General features: G+C 73.5%; 10 protein-coding genes. 3 read left to right on the plus strand and 7 right to left on the minus strand.

The features are described from left to right. Positions 1-107 precede the first annotated feature (107 nt). Positions 108-2,960: an ATP-binding protein gene (locus tag ACFU3E_RS30255; protein WP_384165192.1), complete on the plus strand. Its 2,853-nt coding sequence runs from the start codon at positions 108-110 to the stop codon at positions 2,958-2,960. 202 nt (positions 2,961-3,162) lie between these two features. Next, positions 3,163-3,954 carry a S1 family peptidase gene (locus ACFU3E_RS30260; RefSeq protein WP_384165195.1) on the plus strand — a complete coding sequence of 264 codons (792 nt, stop codon included), beginning with the start codon at positions 3,163-3,165 and terminating at the stop codon, positions 3,952-3,954. 104 nt (positions 3,955-4,058) lie between these two features. Here the strand turns inward: ACFU3E_RS30260 and ACFU3E_RS30265 are convergent, their stop codons facing one another. From ACFU3E_RS30265 to ACFU3E_RS30290, 6 genes are all read right to left on the minus strand, one after another. Then, positions 4,059-5,174: a winged helix DNA-binding domain-containing protein gene (locus ACFU3E_RS30265; RefSeq protein ID WP_384165198.1), complete on the minus strand. Its 1,116-nt coding sequence runs from the start codon at positions 5,172-5,174 to the stop codon at positions 4,059-4,061. Positions 5,175-5,571: 397 nt separating this feature from the next. Beyond that, positions 5,572-6,675 (minus strand): SPFH domain-containing protein, encoded by a 1,104-nt coding sequence (locus ACFU3E_RS30270; protein ID WP_384165201.1) that lies wholly within the window; start codon positions 6,673-6,675, stop codon positions 5,572-5,574. 29 nt (positions 6,676-6,704) lie between these two features. Beyond that, the gene (locus ACFU3E_RS30275; protein ID WP_384165204.1) at positions 6,705-7,142 is read right to left on the minus strand and encodes an NfeD family protein; all 438 of its coding nucleotides are present in this window, start codon (positions 7,140-7,142) and stop codon (positions 6,705-6,707) included. A 141-nt stretch (positions 7,143-7,283) separates the two neighbouring features. Further along, the gene (locus ACFU3E_RS30280) at positions 7,284-7,988 is read right to left on the minus strand and encodes a hypothetical protein (RefSeq protein ID WP_384165207.1); all 705 of its coding nucleotides are present in this window, start codon (positions 7,986-7,988) and stop codon (positions 7,284-7,286) included. A gap of 191 nt (positions 7,989-8,179) precedes the next feature. Further along, on the minus strand, positions 8,180-8,716 hold the full coding sequence (locus ACFU3E_RS30285; protein WP_384165210.1) for a MarR family winged helix-turn-helix transcriptional regulator: 537 nt from the start codon (positions 8,714-8,716) through the stop codon (positions 8,180-8,182). A 34-nt stretch (positions 8,717-8,750) separates the two neighbouring features. Then, complete coding sequence (locus ACFU3E_RS30290; RefSeq protein ID WP_384165213.1) at positions 8,751-9,839, minus strand: PP2C family protein-serine/threonine phosphatase; 1,089 nt, start codon at positions 9,837-9,839, stop codon at positions 8,751-8,753. Between the two features lie 523 nt (positions 9,840-10,362). Here ACFU3E_RS30290 and ACFU3E_RS30295 point away from each other — a divergent pair. Further along, a complete protein-coding gene (locus ACFU3E_RS30295; RefSeq protein WP_384165216.1) occupies positions 10,363-10,875 on the plus strand; it encodes a hypothetical protein in 513 nt (170 codons plus the stop codon). Between the two features lie 497 nt (positions 10,876-11,372). Here ACFU3E_RS30295 and ACFU3E_RS30300 read toward each other — a convergent pair whose 3' ends face one another. Continuing rightward, on the minus strand, positions 11,373-16,244 hold the full coding sequence (locus tag ACFU3E_RS30300; protein WP_384165219.1) for a DNA repair ATPase: 4,872 nt from the start codon (positions 16,242-16,244) through the stop codon (positions 11,373-11,375). Between the last annotated feature and the right edge of the window lie 81 nt (positions 16,245-16,325).

Consider the following 16,325-nt stretch of genomic DNA (forward strand, 5'->3'; position numbering starts at 1 on the left):
AATTCGCCCGCCCGCACCCGTTGTAATTTGCCTCACCACGCCGTCCCTCCGAAATTCAAAGAGCTGTTGCCTAATATTGGCCAGGACACGACACAGGGAGGGGAGCCGTGACCGCGCGACGGGACTTCCAGGAGCCTCCCAGGAGCCGCCCCGACCTGGTCATCGGCCGGGATGATGTGTTCACGTCAGCCCGCGAACAGCTCGGCCGAGGCGGCAGTGTGCTGCTCCACGGCCCCGCCGGAATTGGAAAGTCGACGGTCCTGCGGGCGCTGGCCGCGGATTACGGCGGTGCGGAGCGGACGGTGCTGCGCTGCTCGGCGACCGAGTCCGAATCCCACCTGCCCTTCCTGGCGCTGGCCGACCTCTTCGGGCTGGTGCTGGAGGACGTGTCCGACGCGCTGCCCGGCGCCCAGCGCACCGCCCTGGAGTCGGCGCTCACCGGCCGCGGCGAGTCCACGCTCCAGCGGGACGGGCTCGCACTGCGCCTGGCGGTGCTGTCGGCGCTGCGCGCCCTCGCCGCGAAGGGCCCGGTGCTGGTGGTCGCCGACGATCTCCAGTGGCTGGATGCCGCCAGTGCGGAACTGCTCGGCTTCGCGGCCCGCCGACTGGGCGACACACCCGTGCAGATGCTGTGCGCCGTGCGGACCGAGGGTCAGGAGTACGACCGCCATCTGCCGGCGTCCCCGCCCGACACGCTCGCCGTCCGGCTGGGCCCGCTGACCGGTACCCACGTCTCGGCGCTGCTCGACCACCGCGGCTACACACCCCTGTCCCGCTCCACGATCCGCGACATCCACCGCACCAGCGGCGGCAACCCGCTCTTCGCGCTGGAACTGGGCCGCGCCCTGGCCGAGAGCCCGGCACGTCCGCGCCCGGGCGAGCCGCTGCCGGTGCCCACCTCGCTGCGGGCCCTGGTGCTGAGCCGGCTGGAGATGCTGTCGGACGAGGCGCGCCGCACCCTCCTCGTCGCCAGTGCCGGTGCCCGTCCCACGCTGGCGCTGCTGCACGCGGCCGGCCGGGAGCACGCCGAGGCCGAGACGGCCCAGGCGGCTGCCCTGGGGCTGCTGGCCACGGACCCCGAGGCACCGGCCCTGCGGTTCGCGCACCCCCTGATCTCCGCCGCGCTCTATGCGGAGGCCCCGGCGCAGGAGCGGCGGGCGGTGCACGCCGCGCTGTCCACGGCGGCCTCCGACCCGATCGAGCGGGCCCGGCATCTGGCCCTGGCGACCACCGGCACCGACCCGGACGTGGCGACCCGGCTCGCCGAGGCCGGTGCGCTGGCCCGGGACCGCGGGGCCCCCTCCGTCGCCGCCTCGCTCGGCCTGCTCGCCGCCCGGCACACCCCGGGGGACAGCACCCCGGGCCCCGACGAGCGGCGGCTGCAGGCCGCGGAGGACGCGATCACCGCCGGCGAGGCCGATCTCGCCCGGGACATCGCCCGCGACGTACTGACGCGTGCCACCGTGCCCGCCGAACGGGTCCGGGCGTGGATGGTGGTCATCGAGGCGGCCGGGCAGGCCCTCGGCGAGGTCGACGCCGTCTTCCCGCAGGTCCTGGCCGACGCGGGCGACGACCCGGGCCTCCTCGGTCTGGTCCACTACCAGCTGGCCTGGCGCGGCCTGGTCGTCGAGGGCGACTTCGCCGAGGCCCGCCAGGAGGCCGCGCACGCGGCGGAGCTGGCCGCCCGGGGCGGGGACCGGCGCACCGAGCTGATGGCGCTGTCCTTCCAGGCCTCCACCGAGACCCTGATGGGCCACCCGGACGCCCCCATGACGGTGAAGCGGGCGTTGAAGGAGCCCCAGGACCCCTACGTGGCCTGCCACCACAACGGCGCCGGGTCGGCCCGGTTCCGCTGGCTGATCATGAGCGACCAGCTGCCCGAGGCGCGGGCGACGATCACCGCGCTGCTGCGCGAGGTGCGCCGGCGCGGCATGGTCGAGAGCGAGGTGCACTTCCTGCGCTTCCTCGCCGACACGGAACTGCGCTCCGGGCACTGCGGCCGGGCCCTGGACCTGGCCCGCGAGAGCCTGCGGCTGGCCCGGGACTCCGGGATCGGCGAGGGTGCCTCGGCCATGCTCGCCTCCCTGGCGGAGGCCTCCGCCGGGGACGTCGACCGGGCCCTGGCCCTCGCCCGGGAGGCGGCGGACCACGCCGAGGTCGACGGCGACCAGATGTACCTGTCCCGGGCCCTCGCGGCGCTGGGCTACGCCCAGTTGGTGGCCGGCGACCCCGCCGCCGCCGTCCGTTCGCTGCGCCGGGTGCGCGAGCTGGAGCAGGGCCTCGGCATCAACGACCCCGGGCGCGGCCGCTGGCACGGCGACCTCGCCGAGGCCCTGGTCCGCATCGGGGAGCCCGGCGAGGCCCAGGACGTCATCGACACGACCCGGGCGCACGCGCTGCGGCTGGGCCGGCAGAGCGTACTGGCCGTGCTGGACCGGGCGGAGGCGCTGGTACGGGCGGCACGCGGCGAACACGAGGCCGCCGTCGTCCGGTTGGCGTCCGTGCAGGACCGGCTCGGCCGGCTCGGCTACGGTCTGGAGGAGGCCCGGGCCGCCTTCGCGCTGGCCCGCCTGCGCGCCCAGGCCACCGCCCTGCCCCGCACCGGCGCCAGGCCCCTGCCGGGACCGGCGTCGTACGACGAGGCCGCCCGGTTGTTCCGGCGCTGCCGCGCGCTGCCGTGGCTGCGGCAGGTCGACGCGGCCGCCACGGCCGGCCCTGCGGCGGTGGAGCCGGCCGCCGCAGCCCCGGCCGTCGCCCTCGACGCGCTGGAGGGCCTCGCCGCGATGGAGCGTCAGGTCGCCTCGCTGGTGATGGAGGGCGCGACCAACCGGGAGATCGCGGCGCGCCTGTTCATCAGCGTCAAGACCGTCGAGGCGACTCTCACCCGGGTCTACCGCAAGCTCGGCATCCGCTCCCGGGTGGACATCGTCCGGCTGGCCGCGGGCCGCCGCACGACCTGACCCACCTGGGTTTACGGGGCCCGACCGAGGGTTTTCCCTGCCCAACTCCCTTAGGGGGTTCCCTCATTGGGGGCCTTCCCCGTCCGGGCCTAGCTTGGGGGCGTGCCGCTCGCCGGACACACGGAGATCCGAACAACGGCGTCAGGGTCCCCGTGCACGACCACCCGCGCGACCCCCCACCGGCAACTCCCCAAGGAGACCCATGTTCGGGCTCAACGCTGCCAAGAAGGCCGCCGCCGTCGCCGCGGCGACCGCTGCCGCCGCCGCGACCGCGCTGCTCGCCGCCCCCACGGCCGTCGCCGCGCCCCAGCCGATCGTCGGCGGTACCACGACCACGGCATCCGCGTACCCGTTCGTCATGCAGATCACGGACGCCTCGCAGACCCAGTTCTGCGGCGGCACACTGGTCTCGCCCACGAAGGTCGTCACCGCCGCGCACTGCATGGTCGGTGAGACCACCAGCAGCGTGCGGGTGGTCGGCGGCCGCACCTATCTCAACGGCACCAACGGCACGGTCAGCAGAGTCAGCGGGATATGGATCCACCCGAGCTACACCGACGTCTCCAACGGCGACGACGTGGCCGTGCTGACGCTGTCGACGTCGATGCCGTACACCCCGGCGAAGTACGTCTCCTCCTCCCAGACCTCGGTGTACGCGGCCGGCGCCACCGCCCGCATCCTCGGCTGGGGCGACACCTCGGAGAACGGCAGCGCCTCCAACCAGCTGCGCACCGCGACCGTACCGACCGTGTCCGACTCCAGTTGCGCGAGCTCCTACGGCTCCGACTTCGTGAAGAGCGACATGGTGTGCGCCGGAAAGACCTCCGGCGGCGTGGACACCTGCCAGGGCGACAGCGGCGGTCCCCTGCTCATCGGGGGCGTCCTGGCAGGCATCACTTCCTGGGGCGAAGGCTGCGCCCAGGCCGGTTTCCCGGGTGTCTACACCCGGCTGACCACCTTCTCCAACCTGGTCACGACGCAGGTCAACTCGTGATCAGCCGATAGCTCCTGAGTACCCCTCAGGTGAAATGCCAGGGGGCGTTGCGGGCCTCCACGAGCGGCCCGCAGCGCCCCCTCTCCATGTCGTGGGGCGGCTCCTCACGTCCGTACGGCACCGAAGCGGATGCCGTAGGACGACTCCGGGTGCATGACGCGCAGCATCCGCTCCGCCTCGGTGGTGACCTCGTCCCGCTGGGCCCGGGTGAGGCGGTCGAAGGGCTCGATCACGAGTGCGTCCTCCTCCAGCCGCCACAGCCCCGCGAGGAAGCCGTCGACAAGGAGCGTGCGGTAGGCCATGTTCCCCTTCCACGAACGGCCCCGGTGCCCGGGCGGGATGACGCGGCTGCGGTCGGCGTGCGAGAGCAGCAGGTTGTCGAACTCGGGGAGGAAGCGCGGCGGCGCCGGGGTGTCCGGGTCGGGGCGGGAGGCGTCCGGCAGGTCGAAGAGTTCGACGCCGCTTGCGTCCCGGAAGGTCACGAGCTGCGGGCGGAGGCGTTCGAAGGCGTCCCGCAGGCGGGTCATTCCGGCCCAGGCCTGCATGTCCCGCACGGAGGCCGGGCCGAAGGCGGCGAGGTAGCGCAGGACGACCGCGTCGGGCGTGGGGGCCGGTTCCGCGGGCCGGCCGAGCCAGTGCTCGGCGGTCGTGAGACTGACCTGCCCGCTCCGCCCCCACAGTCCGCGCGGCGTCACCTGCACCAGCGGGAGTCGGCAGCGGGCCGCGACGGCCAGGGCCTGCGGATCGGCGTCGGGCCACTCCTGGAGCAGGGCCTCACGCAGGTGCCTCATGGTGCGGGGCTCGGTCTCGACGAGGTCGCGGGCGAGCCCGGCGAGGCGGTCCAGGTCGACACCGGCGAGTCCCTTGCGGAAGGTGACGAGCTCACGGTCCCGGGCGGGCTGCACCAGCGGTCGCAGGGTCAGGCAGTCGTCCGCGGTGTGGGTGTGGATGGTGGAGCGCATCGTGACGATCCGGACGACCTCGCGGTCCGCCATCAGCCGGGACAGCGCCTCGGGGGTGAACCCGTCGAGGCGGGCGGCGAGCGCGTAGTACGGAGGCTTGACGTTCTGCGCCTGGAGCCCGAGCAGGTGCGCGACGGCCGCCGCGACGGAGAGCCGGGCGGGGCGCAGGAGCAGCTGCCGGTCCAGGGTCGCGCGGTTGAGGGCACGCGTGCCGAGCAGGGGTGCCGTGCCGGTGACGCTCCGCTTGGTGTTCGTCATACGAGGCACGGTAGCGGGGCTTGCGGACAGGTTCTGACCGTGACTCAGGCCGTGAGCTGCCGGGGTTTCCCGCTCTCGTCGGCCGCGCGTCCTGCGTCTGCCCCGCTGCGTGATCACGCGTACGTACACCCGGCCGAGGGGCAGCCGCGACGCGCCGCCCCGTCGGCGCCGTCCGGCCCGCGGCGCCGCCGCAGCCGGTGAACCACTCCCGCAAGCCGGTCACCGCGCCGAGCCCTGACCTCGTCGCGGCAGCCCGCTCCCCGGCCGCCCTCCACCGGCGCCCCGCCGGACCGGGGTGAACCCGCCGAGGCGGCGAGCGTCGCCGAGGCGGTCCTCCACCGCGACGAGTGTCCGCGTCTCCTCCGCCGCCACTCCGGCCGGCGTCTGCCACCGCGACTCAGTCGCCGGACGTCTGCTCCCTGCGCGGCGCCTGGGACGACATCGCGGCCGCGGCCTCCGCCTTGGCGTCGCTCACCGCGGCGGCAGCCTGCTTCTCGGCCTCGTCAGCGGCCGTCGCGGCAGCGAGCGGGACCGTCGAGCCCGCGTCGAGTTCCGGAGTCCGGCCTCCGTGCGAGGGGTCGTCGGCGGTGGCCGCCTCCTCGGTGTGCGCGGGTTGGGGGGATCCCGCGGTCGACTGGTCGCCGAACGCCCTGGTGACGGTCCGGACCGCTTCGGTCAGCTCCCCCGGGATCACCCAGAACGTGTTGTTGTCACTGCTCGCCAAGTGCGGGAGCGTCTCCAGGTACTTGTAGGCCAGGACCTTCGGGTCGGCGTTGTTGCGATGGACGGCCTGGAAGACGAGCTCCACGGCCTTTGCCTCGCCGTCCGCCCGCAGGATCGTGGCTTGTTGTGTGCCCTGTGCCTCCAGGATGTCCTTCTGCTTCGTGCCTTCCGCGGTGAGGATCTTGGCCTGCCGTTCCCCTTCGGCGTGCAGGATGGCCGCCCGCTTGTCACGCTCGGCCCGCATCTGCTTCTCCATCGCTTCCTTGATGGTGTGCGGTGGATCGATGGCCTTGATCTCCACGCGGTTGACGCGGATGCCCCACTTGCCGGTGGCGTCGTCGAGGACGGCGCGGAGCCGGGAGTTGATCTCCTCACGCGAGGTGAGCGTCTCCTCCAGGTCCATGCTGCCGATGACGTTGCGCAGCGTGGTCACGGTGAGCTGGTCGATCGCGTGCAGGTAGTCGGCGACCTCGTAGGCCGCCGCCCGTGGGTCGGTGATCTGGTAGTAGAGCACGGTGTCGATGTTCACCACGAGGTTGTCCTCGGTGATCACCGGCCTGGGGTCGGACGAATAGACCTGCTCGCGCACGTCGAGTTTGGTGTTGACGCGGTCCGCCACCGGCAGCACCAGATTCAGCCCCGGTTGCAGCGTCCGGCGATACCGGCCGAACCGTTCGATGTTGTAGCGGCGCGCCTGCGGCACGATGCGCACGGCGGAGGCCACGACGAAGACCACCACGAGGGCCGCCACGAGAATGAGGATGACAACTGGATCCACAGTGCCTCCGTTGCTGTGTGTTCAGCCGTTCACGGAAGGAGGTCGCGGGGGTAGACGATGGCCGTGGCGCCCTCGATCTCCATGACATCCACCAGCGCTCCCGCCGGGATCACGAGGCTCTCGTCGAGGGCACGGGCGGACCACTCCTCGCCGGAGAGCTTGATCAGGCCGCGCGTTGCGGTGACCTCCTGCATGACCTCGGCCCGCTTGCCGATCAGGGCATCACTGCCCTCGCGGGTGAGGGGTTGACGTGCCGTCTGCCGCAGCGCGACGGGACGGACGATGACGAGACCCGCTGCCGCTGCCACTCCGAAGGCCACGAGCTGGCCGAGAAGGCCGATGCCCACGCCGGCGACCACGGCGGCGACCACGGCGGCGCCCGCCAGCAGACCGAAGACCAGTGTCAGGGTGAGAAACTCCGCGGCACCCAGCGCCGCGGCGGTGAGCAGCCATACGAACCACGGCATTGAATCGCCCTCCTTCAGGGGCCTTCTCCTCCACGCTACCTCCAGTAATGCCGGGCAGGACAGGCACGGGAGCGTGGTTTGGAGACGGTGACGCCGGGAAACGCCCGGCACCCGCTGCCCGTCCGACCGCCGGCGCGGCCGTCAAGGCGTCGGCCGAGGCCCGGCTTCCGGAACGGAGAGCCGGCAGGAACGCACGACGGCGACCACGCACGCGGGCAGGAGCGCGGCCAGGAAGCCGCTCAACCCGCTCAAGGCGTTCAGGGCGGATCCGCTTCCCTCCGCACCGCGCGGCGGCACCAGCCCCTTCACGTCGGACACGACGGCGATCACGTCACCAGGCCGGGTGCTGTGCCGACAGCCCCGCCAGATACGGACCTCGACGGGAACGCCGTCCCGGTCGGTCACCTCGCAGAGGTAGCGGCCGCGGCCCGGGGCGCCGGCGGAGCCACCCTCGACCGAGGTCACCACCACCGACTCCACACGCCCCCGTTCCGCCAGTACGATCCCCGCTGCGGCCTGGGGCGTCTGAAGGGCCAGGCAGACCGCGAGCACCCCGACGATTCCGACCAGTGCGCGCCCCGCCCGCAGACCGCACAGGTACAGAACGAGCAGGGCGGCGCAGACCAGACCGCCCTCGCCGGCGGCCAGCCCGGTGATTCCGTACCAGGCGCCGACGACCGCGCTGCCGACGATCGCACCCGCCGCCAGACACCCGGCCAGGAGGCCCTTCACGGTCAGCCGGAACGGCGGCGGCCCGACGAACTCGGCCGGCCCCCACACGGTGCTGCGCAGACGCGCCATGAGGCGTGGCTCCGCCGCCACCACGGACTGCCGTTCTCGCCGCATTGCGTGGACCCCCTTTCGTGCCCGCCCCACGCCCGCGATCCTGGTCCGCCGGGCGAGCGCTGCGCACTGCCCGGGGCCGGACGGCCACGCACGGTCCGTCTTGCCGGGATCCGGCAGCGTGCCCTGCCCCCTCACCGTTCCCTTGCATTATGCAAAACAGTCGGGAGCGGAGAAGAGGGGGCTCGGGTGCCTCAGGCGCCGCCGGCGGCCGGAACGTCCGCCGCCCAGCCCAGCGGGTGCGGCTCCGTCTCGTCGTGGGCCGGGGCCAGAGGCTCGCCCCCGGCCTCGTTGAAGGCAGCCAGCGCCTCGATGAGGGCCAGTCGCTGGGTCGGGGTGAGCCGATCCACGATCGCGGCGATCTCGGCGCGGCGGCGGGCGGTGACGTCCGCGACGGTGCGCTGCCCCTCGTCCGTGAGCCGGAGCAGGGTCTCGCGGCGATTGCCGGGGTTGGCCTGCCGGTCGGCGAGCCCGGCGGCGATCAGCCGGTCGACCATCCGCATCGCCGTGGACGGTGCCACCTGGAGCAGATCGGCGAGCGTGACGAGCTTGGTGGCCCCGCGGGTGGACAGCACCACCAGCATCCTGAACTGCGGCAGCGTCACCCGTTCCTCCACCGCGCCGAGGGAACGCGCGGAGACCGCCACCAGCAGCCGGGACGCGGTCAGCACCGACCGGGTGACCACGTCCACATCGTCCAACGTCCCCACGGGGGTCTCACGCTCCGGCATGCATCCTTTCTACCGTGCGCAAGACCCTGCTCACTCACGTGAGGGGAGCGGATTTTCCTCCTTCATGACCGTGGTAGCGCAGCAGGAGCATCGCCGCGTCGTCATGGGGCGGCCCCGCGGAGTGCTGGGCGAGGTCCTCACGCAGGGTCTCCAGGGCGCGGTGCGCATCGGCGTCCTTCAGCAGGTGCGTCCGCTCACCGACCGGGTAGAAGCGGCCGGTTTCGTCGCGCGCCTCGGTGACGCCGTCGGTGTACAGCAGAAGCTGGTCACCGGGGGCGAAGGCCACTCGATAGGGCTTCGGGCTGTCGCTCCCGTGCACCCCCAGGCCCAGCGGCAGCGCGAAGGAGTGCGGCTGCGGGAAGTCGACGGTGCCGTCCCCGCGCACGACCATCGGGGCCGGATGCCCGTAGCTGAGCAGGACCGCCTCGTGAGCTGTGCCGATCTCGGCGAGAATCGCCGTGACGAACTTCTCCCCTTCCAGCTCCCGGGCCACGCTCCGCTCCAGGCGTTCGCCGAGCCCCGACAGGTCGGGCTCGTCGTACGCCGCCTCCCGGAAAGCGCCCAGGACCACAGCCGCCGTCTCCACCGCGGCCAGCCCCTTGCCCTGGACGTCTCCGACGATGACCCGTATGCCGTGGGGCGAGGCGACCACCTCGTACAGGTCCCCGCCGATCCGCGCCTCGGCGACTGCGGAGGTGTACGACACGGCCACTTGAAGCGGCCCCGCGGTGAGCGGCACGGGCCGCAACAGCACCCGCTGGGCGACCTCCGCGATCGACCGCACACTGGCCAGCTCGTGCTCCCGGTGCGAGCGCATCACCGCCGCCGCGACACCCACCCCGGTCACCCCCGCCACGGAGGCCAGCGCGGTGTAGCCCCGGCGTCCGTCGAACAGGCCGTCGTACAGCCCGAGCCCGACGCACAGCACGAGGGCCGCGAGACCGAACGCCACCGTACGGCGCCACCCGCCGACCAGCCCTGCGAAGGCCGGGCCGAGAGACACCAGGGGCAGGAACCCGACACCGGGCCCGGCAACGATGTCCGTCACCGCCACCACGGCCATCACCAAGACCGGCGTCCAGGACAGCAGTGTCCAGCTCGGCAGCGGCTTGCGGTCGGCCATGAGTCAACTCCTGCGGTGTTGCGGCTGTCGAGAGTCGCCGCTCCGCGGACGCCCCTCCCCCGCCTTTAGACTATGCAAAGGTGGCCTCCGCGAGGAGACTCTCGTCCGGTGCCCTTTGCCCGATCGAGCAAGCGGGTCCTGCCGCTGTGCCGGTCGGCAGGGTCACCGGTCGCACTCAGGAGGCTGGGGGCCGCCCCTTCGCCCGTCCGATTGCCGCCGAGACCGAGGACGGCCGAGGGCCCGGCCTCAGGCGGGTACGCGTGACGCCACGGTGGACCGGAACGCCCGGTCGCACCGCCTCCGGGGGACTTGCCGCCGGAGACCGGCGCGAACCACTGCCGATGATTTTTTGCACTGTGCAATAATCGGACCGGGGGCGAGCCGGCGGCCGGTCGCCGTCCGCGCCCGGGAGTGACGCAGCGGCATGGTCAGGCGGCAGGGGGCGGCGCCACGGCCGTCGGCGGGCTCCCCTGACAGGATTTCGCGGCCGCCTACCAGGCGACCTCCGAGGAGGGAATGGGACGTGACCATCCCGGGGCCGGACAGCGAAGGCACGCCGGACGGATCGGACGCCACTCCGTCCCTCACCGAGGAGGTCTGGCTGAAGTTCCTGGCGGACAACGAGCGTGCCATCCACGCGTCCGCCCCCAGGGAACCCTCCGCAGCGGAACGGGCATCCTCCCGGCACCCTCGTCGCCTCGGCCCGGACCGGACGGACCGGCGGTGTCCGGGTCCGCACGACGCACCCGCTGACGCGGTGGGTGACCTCTGGCAGCAGGACGGCCCGCCGCCGCCCTGGCGGGACCTCGACGGCCCCGCCAGACTCCGGCGCATCGGCCGCGTGATCGCCACGGTCGCCGCGATCGGTGTGGCCGTCGGGGCCTGGTCCCTGCTGTCCACCACGGCAGGCACACCGGGTGAGCAGCAGGACGTCAGCACCGTGCAGGAGCTGGAGAAGCTGCCGGACGCCGTGCCCACGGCGAACCCCGCACGGCCAGGGTCCACAGCGGCCGAGTCGGCTGTCCCCATCGGGTGAAGCGCCCGCTCTCGCCGCCCGGCGAGAGGCCGTCCCTCGCGGTCCCCGAGGCGGGCTCCGGGCCGCCGGACTCACCCGGGCACGCCTGCCCGGCTGCCCCAGAGCCGCGCACAGGGCACGTCTTCCCGCGGCGGTGACGACGCCGAGCCGTGCGCGGTGCCCGTCGCGGACGAGGAGGGCACGCCGCCGCACGCCGCCGCACGAGAAGGCCGTCCGTCCCCGGACCGAAGTGATCCGGGTCGGGCCGGGGCGGCGCGGGCCGGTCAGGGGTACGGGCGGTCGGCCGGGTCCGCGAGTGAGGTGCCGGAGGGCATTCCTGGCGCGGGGACGCAGGAAAGGCAGGGCAGCGAGGCCGGCCACGAGTCGTCGCGCCCGGCGCACCCGCCGCCGTGGGGGTCCGCCGACGGGTGATCGTGCCGGCCGGCGTGGGGCCGGGAGCGCCTGGTGGGGTGGACGCGGCGCACGTCAGTCCCCGCGGTGGGTGGACGCGGCGCACGTCAGTCCCCGCTTCCGTCCGGCGCCGGCCGTGCGGCGTGCCGGGCCGTGGAAGGGGCGATCGGGCTCCGCGGGTGGGTCGCCCGGGTGATCGCCGACTCGACGGATACGATCCGGTCGGCCAGCAGGCCGAGCGCGGAGACGGCACGCGCGAGCTGGTCGTCCCCGGGCCCGCCGAGGGCCTGAGTGCGGATGCAGGCCGCTTTCACCTCGGTCCAGCGGGTCGCCTGCTCAGCCGTGAGGGTGCCCCGCAGTTCGGCCAGCTTGAGCAGATTCGCCTCCGCGCCGCTGGTGAGGGTCTGGGCCTCCGCCGTGTAGTGGTCGTCGATCAGCGCGGACAGCTCGCTGTCGTTCATGACGGGCTGGATGCGCTGGGCGATCTTGTTCATGCTGCGGTAGGAGCCCTGGAGCCGGAAGGGCGGTTCCGTGCGGGTCGTGTCCGACTGGGCCGCCGAGGCGATGTAGGCCGCGTTCACGGCCAGGACCGTCTCCCGGACGGTGAGCAGATGACGCAGTACCGCCAGGATCCGCTCCAGCTCCAGAGGGCCGCAGGGGTGACTCAGACGGTCCGCGCGAGCTGCGGGGTCGCCCTGAGCGAGGCGGATCAGCAGGTCGAGGTCGGCGCGGTCCCGTCCGGCGAGCGGCGCGAGGACGGGGTGGGCGGTCAGGGCGTTCTCGATGAAGCTGAGCGCGAAGGCGTCGTCCTTGCCGGTCAGGACGTCGCCCAGGTTCCACACGTCGGCACGGTTGGCGAGCATGTCGGGCACCTGGAAGCGGCTGCCGGACTCGGTGTAGGGGTTGCCCGCCATGCAGACGGCGAACCGTTTGCCGCGCAGGTCGTAGGTGCGCGGCTCGCCGTCCCGCACCCCCTCGACTCGGCGGGTCGCGTCGCACAGCGGGATGAACCTCTGCAGCAGTTCCGGCGAGGTGTGCTGGATGTCGTCCAGGTAGAGGAGGGTGTTGTTGCCGGCCTGCAACGCGAAGTTGATCTTCTCGACCTCCCGGCGGGCGGTGGCGTTCGGTGCATCGGCGGGGTCGAGCGAGGTGACCGCGTGGCCGAGTGCCGGGCCGTCGACCCGCACGAGGAGCATGCCGAGCCGGTCCGCGACGTACTCCATGAGTGTCGTCTTGCCGTAGCCGGGCGGGGAGATGAGCAGGAGCAGGCCGCCGGTGTCGGTGCGTTTGGACTCACCGGTGGTGCCGAGCTGTTTGGCGAGGCTGTCGCCGACGAGCGGGAGGTACACCTCGTCGATGAGCCTGCTGCGTACGAACGCGGACATCACGCGGGGCTGGTGGTCGTGCAGGCGGAGGCGGGCGCGTCCGGCGTCCACCAGCGCGGTGCGGCGGCGCTGGTAGGCGCGGTGGCCGGGTACGTCGTGGGCGCCGAATCGCCGGGCCCGGGCGAGGAGTTCGTCGACCCGGACCGTGAGGGCGCCGCCGGTGACGCGGGGGTGGACGCCGAGGAGGCCCGTGACGGTTTCCGTGAGCGGTGCGTCGGACTCGTAGCGGGGCAGGCCGGGGCAGAGTTCGGCCGCCACCGCCTCGGCCAGGTCGCCGGGGGTGAGGACGGAGCCGGTGGCGGTGGTGTACGCCGTCAGCCACGCCTCGACGAGTTGCTCGCGGGCGGCCGGGTCGGTGAGGGCGGCGAGGTCGTCGTCGTACGCCGGCGTGTCCACCGTGTGGCGGAACTTGTCCAGCAGGGTGCGGGTACCGGCGCTGATGACGAAGCCGTCCGGGGCGCCGGTCAGTTCTTCGAAGAGGTACGCGGCGGCGGCCGGGCCGCCCGCGGCGGCCGCAAGCTCCCGCTGGAAGTCGGCGAGCGCGGGCGCCGGACCGAAGGTGTCGCGGGCCCGGGCGAGGGACACCGCGCGACGGGTCCAGCTCCGCCGCTCCTCGGCGGTCGTGCCGTGCGCCCAGAACAGCTGGGCGGCGGCTCGCGCGGCCGGCTCGTGGCGCAGCGGGCCGGCGCCCTCGTGCAGACGCAGCAGAGCGGTGAGGATCGCCGTCGCGTCGTGGTCGTGCACGCCCCGCTCGTAGCCCTCGTCGTACGCCGTCTCGGCGGCCTGCCGTACGAGGGCGGGCAGATCCGCCTCCGCCAGGGCCTGGGGGCCGTGCTCGTCCAGCAGGCGGACGGCGAGGTACTCGGCGCGGTAGGTCCCGGGCGACTCCGAGGGCAGGGGACGGTCCCAGTACGGGCGGGTGGCGGTGAAGTCGGGGTCGGTGACCGGGGAGCGGTAGTCGGTTCCGGTCAGGGCGAGGGCCAGGCCGTCGCCGTGCGGGACGAGGGTGAGGTCGAGCGGCTGGGTGCTGACGGCGAAGCGGTGGGTGCCGAGACGGATCGTGCGGCCGTCGTCGGCGTACAGGTCGGTGCGGTCGCGCAGGGCGCGCAGCGCCTCCTGGCGGGCGTCCTTGAGGTGGCCGTCCAGTTCCTCCGCCCTGACATGGTCGCCGAGTTCGCGCAGCTCGTCGGCGATGCGGCGCACCTTGGCGGGCATCGGGTCGGAGGTGAAGTACGTGGCGACGGCGTCCGAGTCCCTCTGGTCGACGGCCCGGCGGGCGACGGTGCGCAGGACGCGCGTCGCGGAGTCCACCAGGCGCTCGGCGCGGCGGGCGCGGGCGTCGGCGAGGGTCTGCTTGCGGGCGGAGAACGCCTCGTGTACCTCGTCGCGCTTGTCGGCGAGGAGGCCGAGGGCGTCGTCGGACTCGGCGAACCGGGACTCCAGGTTCTCCACCTGCACGAGCAGGCGGGCGAGTTGCTCGTCGCATGCCCCGGGGCTGTCCGCGGCGGCGAGGGCACCGGTGACGGACTGGCCGAGCAGGGCGAACTCGGCGGCGAACTCGGCTCGTCCCTCGTGGTCGAGGAGTTCGCGGCGCCGGGTGCCGAGAGCGGCGCGGGCGCGGTTGACGCCGCCGAGGACCTCGGCGACGCGCTCCAGGATCGCGGTGCGGACGGTGGTGTCGGCGATGTCGAGGCCGGCGACGAGCTCCGTCACCGTGCGCAGCCCGTCGGTGAGTTCGTCCAGGCGGGCGGCGACGGGCGCGGCATCGGCCACGGTGGCGATCGCCCCGGCGTCGGCCACGAGCCGCTCGACGTCAGCGTGGTGGCCGGCGAAGGCGTCCTCGCGGGCGAGGTGGGTGACGGCCCGTTGCCCGAAGTCGGTGAGGTGCGACTCGGCCTCGGCGGCGAGGTGGTCGATGCGGGCCGTGTCCGCGTACCGCGTGTCCTTGAGGGCGAGCAGATGGCCCTGCGCGTGGCGCAGTTCGGTCAGGCCTGTCACCCAGTCGGCAGCGCTGCGCGGGGCCTCGCCCCGCAGCCGTCGTACGGCCTCGGTGATCCGCGCGGCGGCCTCGGCGAGTGCGTCGGCGGCCTGCCGTGTGAGGCTCTGGACGTTCCGGAACTCGGCCAGGACCTGCTCCGCCGTGTCGCGCACCTGAGCCAGCGGGGTGTGCAGGTCGCCCAGTTCGGGATCGGCGAGCCAGTGGTGGGTGTCCGCCGCCCGGACACAGGCGGCCACCAGCGCCTCGTACATCTCGCTCGTGGGAGTCGTCCCCGCGACGGCGTCGGTGAGGGAGAGGCAGTCCGCGATGCCACGCACGAGGTCGGCGTTTCCGACGCGGGCCAGGGGGCCGGTTCCGGTGCGCCGGGCGGCGGCGTGGGTGTCGGAGACGTACGGGGAGCTCCACAGGTGGACGGGGTGGACGCGCTGCGGTTCGTCGGTGCCGAAGCGCAGGGTCACGAGGGCGCCGTCGTCGAAGAGCGCCCAGCCGCGGCAGGACAGCGGGGTGGCGGCCTCCTTGCGGATCGTGTTGTACGGCAGCAGCAGGCTGCGGCCCTGCCCGTGTGCGTGGAAGGCGTAGAGGACGTCCTCGCCGTTCGGTGAGCGGATCTCCCGCTCGAACTCCAGGCCCGTCGTGTCGAGTTCGTACGTCTTGTGGGCTCCTGTGGCCAGGCAGTAGCCGCCGGGGAAGACGATGCCCTGGTCCTCGGGCAGCCGGCGGCACGCCCGGCCGATGCCGTCGAGGCGGACGACGGTCCGGGTCAGGGTGTTGAAGACCAGGTGGCGGTCGGTGTCCTCCTTGTAGGGACGGACACGCAGCAGGACGAGGGGGCCCACGCGGGCGTACGCGATGTCCGCGTCGGCGAGGGACTGCAGCGGCTCGTCGACGGGCTCGGTGTGGACGCCCTCCGCCGACTCGGTGTCGTCGTCGACCTTGACGGTGAGGGCGCCGCCGACCGTGGAGACGAACACCTCGTCTCCGACGCGGACGTGCGGGTGCCGGCCGAGGACGTGGTCCTCGCGGGTGCTGTGCGTCCACACGACGTCGTGGGACGGTGGGAGGACGTGGTCGCGATCGCCCCGCGCGTCGAGGAACGTGACCTGCCCGTCGTCGGACAGGGCCCAGCGCAGCACCCTCGTGTCGTCCGCCTTCTCGCCGGTCTGGAAGACGGCGAGCAACTTGCCCTCGATGCGCCGGAGCCGGAGGAGCCGGGCCTGGCGGAAGTAGCGGTGCACGGCCGCGAACTCCCGGAGGAAGGCCGGGTCGTCCAGCAGACCGGGCACGGCGTCGTCGGGCAGCCTATTCAGGTCGCGGTCGTACAGGGCCAGGACGTCGCCCACGCTCGTGCCGGCCTCGCGGCCCGGGAACGCGGTGCTGCCGAAGAGCAGCGCCGCGCCCACGGCGACGACGTCCCGGGGCTTCGCGGCGCGCTCGGTGAGCAGGCGTTCGGTGCCGGCGAGTTCCACCCGTGTCGAGCCGAACTCCGTGGCGCGGCGGGCGTTGAGCGCCTCGGTGCGGCGGGCGAGTTCGGCGGTCTGCGCGGTGAGGCGGTCGCGCAGCACCTCGTACGTGCCGGTGTCCGGGCCGATCGTCATGGCATGCCTCTCAGGAAGTCGGTGAGCGCGGTCCGGAGCCGCCGTCCCCTGTGCGGCGGCTCCGGAGCGAGGGGGGGCGGG

It is taken from the genome of Streptomyces sp. NPDC057424, from assembly GCF_042803315.1.
GTDB lineage: Bacteria > Actinomycetota > Actinomycetes > Streptomycetales > Streptomycetaceae > Streptomyces.